Origin of the sequence: Shinella sp. M27 (genome assembly GCF_049199905.1) — a bacterium.
In the GTDB taxonomy this organism is placed as follows: Bacteria; Pseudomonadota; Alphaproteobacteria; order Rhizobiales; family Rhizobiaceae; genus Shinella.
On sequence record NZ_JBLZPK010000021.1, the window covers coordinates 10,722 to 19,143 of the forward strand.

Below are 8,422 nucleotides of genomic sequence, written 5' to 3' on the forward strand. Positions count from 1 at the left end.
CCTTTGCGGCGCGCACCCGATCAGATCACTCTGCCGCGTCGGGAAGCTGGCCGGCTTCCGCGTTCGGATCGATCTTGGAGTTCTCGAGTTCGACCGACAGACCGAGCGAGCGCATTTCCTTGACGAGAACGTTGAAGCTCTCCGGAATGCCCGCTTCGAACGTGTCGTCGCCACGAACGATCGCCTCGTACACCTTGGTGCGGCCCGCGACGTCGTCCGACTTCACGGTCAGCATTTCCTGCAGCGTGTAGGCGGCGCCGTAGGCTTCGAGTGCCCAGACCTCCATTTCCCCGAAGCGCTGGCCGCCGAACTGCGCCTTGCCGCCCAGCGGCTGCTGGGTAACGAGCGAGTAAGGACCAATCGAACGGGCGTGGATCTTGTCGTCCACGAGGTGGTTCAGCTTGATCATGTACATGTAGCCGACGGTGACCTTGCGGTCGAAGGCTTCACCCGTACGGCCGTCGTAAAGAACCGACTGACCGGAAGAGTTGAGGCCCGCACGCTCGAGCATGCTGGCAACGTCGGGTTCATGCGCACCGTCGAAGACCGGCGTTGCGATCGAGACACCCTTGCGGGACTGCTCAGCAAGCTTGACCAGGGCGTCGTCGTCGAAGTGGGCGACTTCGTCCTTGGCTTCACTCTCGTAGACTTCCGTCAGCTCGCGCTTCAGGTCGGTGATGTCCATGGTCTTGCGATACGCGTCGAGCAGGTCGCCGATCTTCTTGCCCATGCCGGCGCAAGCCCAGGCAAGGTGGGTTTCGAGGATCTGGCCGACGTTCATGCGCGAAGGCACGCCCAGCGGGTTCAAGCAGATGTCGACATGCGTGCCGTCTTCGAGGAACGGCATGTCCTCGATCGGCAGGATGCGCGAGACGACACCCTTGTTGCCGTGACGGCCAGCCATCTTGTCGCCTGGCTGGATCTTGCGCTTCACAGCGACGAAGACCTTGACCATCTTCATGACGCCCGGGGGCATTTCGTCGCCGCGCTGGACCTTTTCGACCTTGTCCATGAAGCGCTGTTCAAGGCGCGACTTGGATTCGTCGTACTGGCCGCGGAGCGCTTCGATTTCTCCCTGAACCTTCTCGTCCTCGACGGCGAACATCCACCACTGCGAGCGGGGATATTCGGAGATGACGGCGTTCGACAGCTCGGAGCCCTTCTTGAAGGCCTTCGGGCCGGCAACGGCGACGTGGCCGCGCAGCATGTCGATCAGACGGCCGTAGACGTTACGGTCGAGGATCGCCTGCTCGTCGTCACGGTCCTTCGCCAGACGCTCGATCTCTTCACGCTCGATCGCCATCGCACGTTCGTCCTTCTCCACGCCATGGCGGTTGAAGACGCGAACTTCGACGACGGTGCCGAAGGTGCCGGGCGGCATGCGCATGGAGGTGTCGCGAACGTCGGAGGCCTTTTCACCGAAGATGGCGCGCAGGAGCTTTTCTTCCGGCGTCATCGGGCTTTCGCCCTTCGGGGTGATCTTGCCGACCAGGATGTCGCCCGGCTGAACCTCTGCACCGATGTAAACGATACCGGCTTCGTCGAGGTTCTTCAGCGCTTCTTCCGAAACGTTCGGAATATCGCGCGTGATTTCTTCCGGGCCGAGCTTGGTGTCGCGGGCCATGACTTCGAATTCTTCGATATGGATGGACGTGAACACGTCGTCGGAGACGATGCGCTCAGACATCAGGATCGAGTCTTCGTAGTTGTAGCCGTTCCACGGCATGAACGCGACGAGCGCGTTGCGGCCGAGTGCCAGGTCGCCGAGGTCGGTCGACGGGCCGTCCGCGATGATGTCGCCCTTGTTGAGAACGTCGCCGACGGTGACCAGCGGACGCTGGTTGACGCAGGTGTTCTGGTTGGAGCGCTGGAACTTCTGCAGGCGGTAGATATCGACGCCCGACTTCGACGGATCGAGGTCTTCGGTGGCGCGGATAACGATACGGGTCGCGTCGACCTGGTCGACGACGCCGCCGCGGCGAGCCGCGATGGCTGCACCCGAGTCACGCGCAACGACCGGTTCCATGCCGGTGCCGACGAACGGTGCTTCCGCACGCAGCAACGGCACAGCCTGACGCTGCATGTTCGAACCCATGAGCGCGCGGTTGGCGTCGTCGTTCTCGAGGAACGGGATGAGCGCCGCTGCGACCGAAACGAGCTGCTTCGGCGAAACGTCCATCAGGTTGATCTGGTCGCGGGGCGCGAGCATGACTTCGCCGGCGTGACGGCAAACGACGAACTCTTCAGCGAACGAGTTGTCGCTTTCGAGCACCGAGTTTGCCTGCGCCACGTGGTACTTGGCCTCTTCCATGGCGGAGAGATAGACCACATCCGTCGTCACCTTGCCGTCGACGATCTTGCGGTACGGGCTTTCGATGAAGCCGTACTTGTTGACGCGGGCAAAGGTTGCGAGCGAGTTGATCAGACCGATGTTCGGTCCCTCAGGCGTCTCGATCGGGCAGATACGGCCGTAGTGGGTCGGATGAACGTCGCGGACTTCGAAGCCGGCGCGCTCGCGGGTCAGACCACCCGGGCCAAGAGCCGAAAGACGGCGCTTGTGGGTGATTTCCGACAGCGGGTTCACCTGGTCCATGAACTGCGACAGCTGCGAAGAACCGAAGAATTCACGAACCGCGGCGGCCGCCGGCTTCGCGTTGATCAGGTCCTGCGGCATGACCGTGTCGATTTCGATCGAGGACATACGTTCTTTGATCGCGCGCTCCATGCGCAGCAGGCCGAGACGGTACTGGTTCTCCATCAGCTCGCCGACCGAACGAACACGGCGGTTGCCGAGGTTGTCGATGTCGTCGATCTCCCCCTTGCCGTCGCGCAGCTCGACCAGCATCTTCACGACAGCAAGGATATCGTCCTTGCGCAGCGTGCGGACCGTGTCGGCGACGTCGAGGTCGAGGCGCATGTTCATCTTCACGCGGCCGACGGCGGAGAGGTCGTAACGCTCCGCATCGAAGAACAGCGTGTTGAACATGGCTTCGGCCGAATCCATGGTCGGCGGTTCACCCGGACGCATGACGCGGTAGATGTCGAACAGAGCGTCCTGACGGTTCTCGTTCTTGTCTGCCGACAGCGTGTTGCGGATGTAGGCGCCGACATTGATATGGTCGATGTCGAGAACCGGGATTTCGTCGAAACCGGCCGACAGGATGACCGGAAGGGTCTTCTCGTCGATTTCGTCGCCGGCTTCCAGGTAGATTTCACCCGTCGTGTAGTTGACGACGTCTTCGGCGAGGTAATTGCCGTAGAGGTCCTCGTCGGTCGCCTTGAGAGCCTTGAGGCCCTTTTCGGAGAGCGAGCGCAGCAGGCGCGGGGTGAGCTTTTTGCCGATTTCGACAACAACTTCACCGCTGTCGGCGTCGATCATATCCGCGACGGCCTTCTGGCCCTTCAGCGCGTCGGGATTGAACGGAACGCGCCAGCCCTTGCCGTCACGCTGGTAGAGCGACTTCGTGTAGAAGGTCGACAGGATCTCTTCGCCGTCCATGCCCAGCGCCATGAGGAGCGAGGTGACGGGGATCTTGCGGCGGCGGTCGATACGCGCATGCACGATGTCCTTGGCGTCGAACTCGATGTCGAGCCAGGAACCGCGGTACGGGATGACGCGGGCAGCAAAAAGCAGCTTGCCGGAAGAGTGGCTCTTGCCCTTGTCGTGGTCGAAGAACACGCCCGGCGAACGGTGCATCTGGGAAACGATGACGCGCTCGGTGCCGTTGACGATGAACGTACCGTTATCGGTCATGAGCGGCATATCGCCCATGTAAACGTTCTGTTCCTTGATGTCCTTGATCGACTTCGCGCCGGTATCCTCGTCGATATCGAACACGATGAGGCGCAGCGTCACCTTGAGGGGCGCCGCATAGGTCAGGTCGCGCTGACGGCATTCCTCAACGTCGAACTTCGGCTGCTCGAATTCGTAAGAAACGAATTCGAGCATGGAAGCGCCGGAGAAGTCCGTGATCGGGAAGACCGACTTGAAAACCGACTGAAGACCCTCATCCGGACGACCGCCGGCGGGCTCTTCAACCATCAGGAACTGGTCGTAGGATGCCTTCTGAACCTCGATGAGATTAGGCATTTCTGCGACTTCGGGAATTTTACCAAAAAACTTGCGTACGCGCCTACGACCGTTAAACGAAAGGGTCTGAGCCATCGTCGCTCCTTCAAAATTTGCATCCGGGCCTGCAACAGACGGGGTTCGCTGGCCAGTCGATCCCGTCGACCAATGGGTTCAATCAATCTCGTCTCGCTGTCAGGCCACGGGCCGGATTGCCCTGTCGCCTGGAGAAAGACCATCCTCTTGAAGAACCCATTACCCAAAAGCCGGTTTTCGCGGCTTTTGGGTAATCAGTTCGGAGGAATCATCAATGGGAGAGGGTCGAAACCCTCTCCCACCGCATTCCGGTATTACTTGACGTCGACCTTGGCGCCGGCTTCCTCAAGCTTCTTCTTGAGGTCGGCAGCTTCGCCCTTGGAGACGGCTTCCTTGACAGCCTTCGGAGCGCCTTCAACGAGGTCCTTGGCTTCCTTGAGGCCCAGGCCGGTGATGGCGCGGACTTCCTTGATGACGTTGATCTTGTTGGCGCCAGCGTCAACGAGGATAACGTCGAATTCGGTCTTTTCTTCTTCGACCGGACCAGCAGCAGCAGCGCCGCCAGCAGCAGCAACGGCTACGGGAGCAGCAGCCGAAACGCCCCACTTCTCTTCGAGAAGCTTCGAAAGCTCAGCGGCTTCCAGAACGGTGAGGGCGGACAGGTCTTCTACGATCTTTGCGAGATCAGCCATTTTCGTATTTCCTTTTGTTCGGTTCGAACTGGTAAGTTTGATTTACAGCGAAAAACCGCCTCAAGCGGCTTCGTCCTTCTTGGCATAGGCTGCGAACACGCGGGCAAGCTGGCTTGCCGGTGCTGCAACGACCGTGGCGACGCGCGTAGCCGGGGCTGCAAGCAGGCCCAGGAGCTTTGCACGAAGCTCGTCGAGCGAAGGCAGGGTCGCGAGCGACTTGACTGCTTCTGCGTCGAGTGTGGTCGCACCCATGGCGCCACCGAGAACAACGAGCTTGTCGTTGGTCTTGGCGAAATCCATGGCTACCTTGGGAGCAATCATCGGATCATTTGCGTAAGCAATGAGCGTCTGACCCTGGAAGAGATCCGTGATCCCTTCCGACTCCGTACCCTGAAGGGCAATTTTGGCCAGGCGGTTCTTCGCGACCTTGACGGTACCACCAGCTGCACGCATCTTCGTACGAAGATCGTTCATCTGTGCAACGGTGATGCCGGCGTAGCGGGCCACGACAACCGAACCGGAAGCCTTGAAGACTTCGTTCAGCTCCGTGACGAATTCGCGTTTTTCCGCTCTTTCCACTGTGCCTATCTCCAGTTGACAGGACCGTGACTTCTCACGGGACCTGCCGGGTTTACCTTTGCCGCCAGGGATCCGCTTTAAAAAGAGATCCCGAGCGACGCTCGAGGATCCTGTCCCCCCGCGCTCGACCAGATGGCCGCGACACAAGGTAAGGTAGGTTCGAACCGAATTCCGCGTCATCCGACGCTGAAGAAATCCAGGTCTCACCCCGTCTCATGCAGGCTAAAGTGATTAAGGAATAACCACCTGCAATCTCGGACAGGAGTTCCGGGTTTGAGCCCGGAAATTCCCGGCCAGACAAGGCCGGGAATTCTGTTGCGGACCGGCCGAAGCCGAGCCGGAATTAGGAAACGGTCGCGGGGTCGATCTTGACGCCCGGGCCCATCGTCGACGAAATGGCAACGCGCTTGACGTAGTTGCCCTTTGCGCCCGTCGGCTTCGCCTTGACGACGGCGTCAGCGAAAGCCTTGATGTTTTCTTCCAGAGCCTTGGCGTCGAAGGAAGCCTTGCCGATGCCGGCGTGGATGATACCAGCCTTCTCGACGCGGAACTCGACAGCACCGCCCTTGGATGCCTTGACGGCGCCGGTGACGTCCATCGTGACGGTACCGACCTTCGGGTTCGGCATCATGCCACGCGGGCCGAGAACCTTACCGAGGCGGCCGACGAGCGGCATCATGTCCGGGGTCGCGATGCAGCGATCGAAGTCGATCTTGCCGCCCTGAACGATTTCGAGCAGGTCTTCCGCGCCGACGATGTCTGCGCCGGCAGCCTTGGCTTCGTCAGCCTTGGCGCCACGAGCGAAGACGGCGACGCGAACGTCACGGCCCGTACCGTTCGGCAGATTGACCACGCCGCGGACCATCTGGTCTGCGTGACGCGGGTCGACGCCGAGGTTCATGGCGATTTCGACGGTTTCGTCGAACTTGGCGACAGCACGCTCCTTGACGAGAGCGATTGCGTCCGAAAGGGCGACCAGCTTGGTCGGGTCGATGCCTTCACGGATCTTCTGAATGCGCTTTGCGATCTTGGCCATGGAATTAACCTACCACTTCCAGGCCCATGGCGCGGGCGGAGCCCTCGACCATTGCCATTGCGCCTTCGATATCGGCGGCGTTGAGATCCTTCATCTTGGCTTCGGCGATCGACTTGATCTGAGCCTTGGTGAGCTTGCCGACCGTCGCGCCCTTGCCCGGGGTCTTCGAGCCGGACGTGATCTTGGCTTCCTTCTTGAGGAAGTAGGTCACCGGCGGCTGCTTCATCACAAACGTGAAGGACTTGTCCTGGTAATAGGTGATGACGACCGGGATCGGCATACCCTTTTCCATTTCCTGCGTCGCTGCGTTGAACGACTTGCAGAATTCCATGATGTTAATGCCACGCTGACCAAGCGCCGGGCCGATCGGCGGGGACGGGTTTGCCGATCCTGCCTTGACCTGAAGCTTGAGCTGGCCTGCAACTTTCTTAGCCATTTTCTCTGCCTTTCAGAATGTGACCGGTTTCCCGATCCATGATGCCGATCCAAAGACCGGCGGCTGCGGTTGCGTGGTACGGTCTTTTGACGCCCGGCTTAGGCGCCCTTCCCTTCCACGCGATTGGCGGAAACTTCCGCCACCAACCCTCGGAGAGGATTGGATTTCAGATGAGCGAGACCCGAAGGTCGCCGCCAAAATCAGATTTTCTCGACCTGGGCGTATTCCAGCTCGACAGGGGTAGCGCGACCGAAGATCGACACTTCCACCTTGAGGCGCGAACGCTCCTCGTCAACGTCCTGAACCGTACCGTTGAACGATGCGAACGGACCATCGGAAACACGAACCTGCTCGCCGATCTCGAAAGAGACCGAGGGCTTCGGACGATCGACACCGTCCTGAACCTGCGACAGGATGCGCTCGGCTTCACTGTCAGGGATCGGAACCGGCTTGTTGTCGGAACCGAGGAAACCCGTAACCTTCGGCGTGTTCTTGATGAGGTGGTACGCTTCGTCCGTCAGGTTCGCCCGCACCAGCACGTAGCCGGGGAAGAACTTGCGCTCGGAATCGACCTTGCGGCCACGACGCACCTCGACAACCTTTTCAGTCGGCACGAGGATCTTTTCGAAGAGATGATCAAGACCCTTTTGACGAGCCTTGTTCTCGATGTCCTCGGCGACTTTCTTTTCGAAATTCGAATAGGCGTGGACGATGTACCAACGGGAAGCCATGTTCATCTCCAACCGATCAAGCGGCAGCGCCGAGGACGAGGCCAACCAGCCAGCCCATCAGCTGATCCGCAGCAAAGAAGAACACCGCAGCCAGGAAGACCATGACGAAGACCATGATCGTCGAGATCATCGTCTCGCGTCGCGAGGGCCAAGTCACTTTTGCCGTTTCGGAGCGTACCTGCTGCAGAAACGCAATCGGATTCGTTTTCGATGCCATTGAATGTCCACGCCATTACGGCGCGTAAAGCTGAACTATCAGCCCCACGCACCGCGTGTCTGTTTTGCCCTACATAAAGCCCGATTCCCTTTTTCACAAGGGGCAACCGAACTTTTAACGAATTATGACGGCCGATACCGTCACGCCATTCCAACCGTCGCTGCAAGTGGTCCGCGCTGTCCGGTGAAGAATGGCAGGGGCAGAGGGGCTCGAACCCCCGACCTGCGGTTTTGGAGACCGCCGCTCTACCAACTGAGCTATACCCCTACATGCCTGCCGCGCTCGAAGCGAACCGCCCGTCACCGGCAAGGCATGGCGTCTTTACGGCGCGGGGACGGACTTGGCAAGCCCGAAAAACGCATTTCTTAAAACAAATCAGTGCTTATTCCGATAGGTGCCCTGCCCGCTCGCAAAAGCGCTCGAAACGCAAAAGCCCCGCGGTTTCCCGCGGGGCTTTCTTCAGATCAAAGACCTGAAATTACTCGACGATCGAGGCGACGATGCCGGCGCCGACGGTACGGCCGCCTTCGCGGATCGCGAAGCGCAGCTTTTCTTCCATCGCGATCGGAACGATCAGCTCAACGGCAACCGTGACGTTGTCGCCCGGCATGACCATTTCCGTGCCT

At 60.0% G+C, this 8,422-nt stretch carries 7 protein-coding genes, 1 tRNA gene and 1 pseudogene; all 9 read right to left on the minus strand.

Annotated elements, in window-relative coordinates; translation table 11 throughout:
• Positions 1 to 25: 25 nt before the first annotated feature.
• Positions 26 to 4,165 (minus strand): DNA-directed RNA polymerase subunit beta, encoded by a 4,140-nt coding sequence (gene rpoB, locus ACOZK4_RS07825; protein WP_421591404.1) that lies wholly within the window; start codon positions 4,163 to 4,165, stop codon positions 26 to 28.
• Positions 4,166 to 4,419: 254 nt separating this feature from the next.
• On the minus strand, positions 4,420 to 4,797 hold the full coding sequence (gene rplL, locus ACOZK4_RS07830; RefSeq protein ID WP_244760730.1) for a 50S ribosomal protein L7/L12: 378 nt from the start codon (positions 4,795 to 4,797) through the stop codon (positions 4,420 to 4,422).
• Positions 4,798 to 4,857: 60 nt separating this feature from the next.
• Positions 4,858 to 5,376, minus strand: a complete 519-nt coding sequence (gene rplJ / locus ACOZK4_RS07835; protein ID WP_313528532.1) for a 50S ribosomal protein L10 — start codon at positions 5,374 to 5,376, stop codon at positions 4,858 to 4,860.
• 343 nt (positions 5,377 to 5,719) lie between these two features.
• The gene (gene rplA, locus ACOZK4_RS07840; RefSeq protein WP_244760728.1) at positions 5,720 to 6,412 is read right to left on the minus strand and encodes a 50S ribosomal protein L1; all 693 of its coding nucleotides are present in this window, start codon (positions 6,410 to 6,412) and stop codon (positions 5,720 to 5,722) included.
• 4 nt (positions 6,413 to 6,416) lie between these two features.
• Positions 6,417 to 6,848 carry a 50S ribosomal protein L11 gene (rplK, locus tag ACOZK4_RS07845; RefSeq protein WP_023517311.1) on the minus strand — a complete coding sequence of 144 codons (432 nt, stop codon included), beginning with the start codon at positions 6,846 to 6,848 and terminating at the stop codon, positions 6,417 to 6,419.
• A 200-nt stretch (positions 6,849 to 7,048) separates the two neighbouring features.
• On the minus strand, positions 7,049 to 7,579 hold the full coding sequence (gene nusG / locus ACOZK4_RS07850) for a transcription termination/antitermination protein NusG (protein ID WP_064329841.1): 531 nt from the start codon (positions 7,577 to 7,579) through the stop codon (positions 7,049 to 7,051).
• A 16-nt stretch (positions 7,580 to 7,595) separates the two neighbouring features.
• Positions 7,596 to 7,796, minus strand: coding sequence for a preprotein translocase subunit SecE (secE, locus tag ACOZK4_RS07855; RefSeq protein WP_298105947.1), 201 nt, complete (start codon positions 7,794 to 7,796; stop codon positions 7,596 to 7,598).
• 191 nt (positions 7,797 to 7,987) lie between these two features.
• Positions 7,988 to 8,063, minus strand: a tRNA-Trp gene (locus ACOZK4_RS07860).
• Between the two features lie 211 nt (positions 8,064 to 8,274).
• Positions 8,275 to 8,422, minus strand: a pseudogene (gene tuf, locus ACOZK4_RS07865) (elongation factor Tu); the annotation flags it as partial.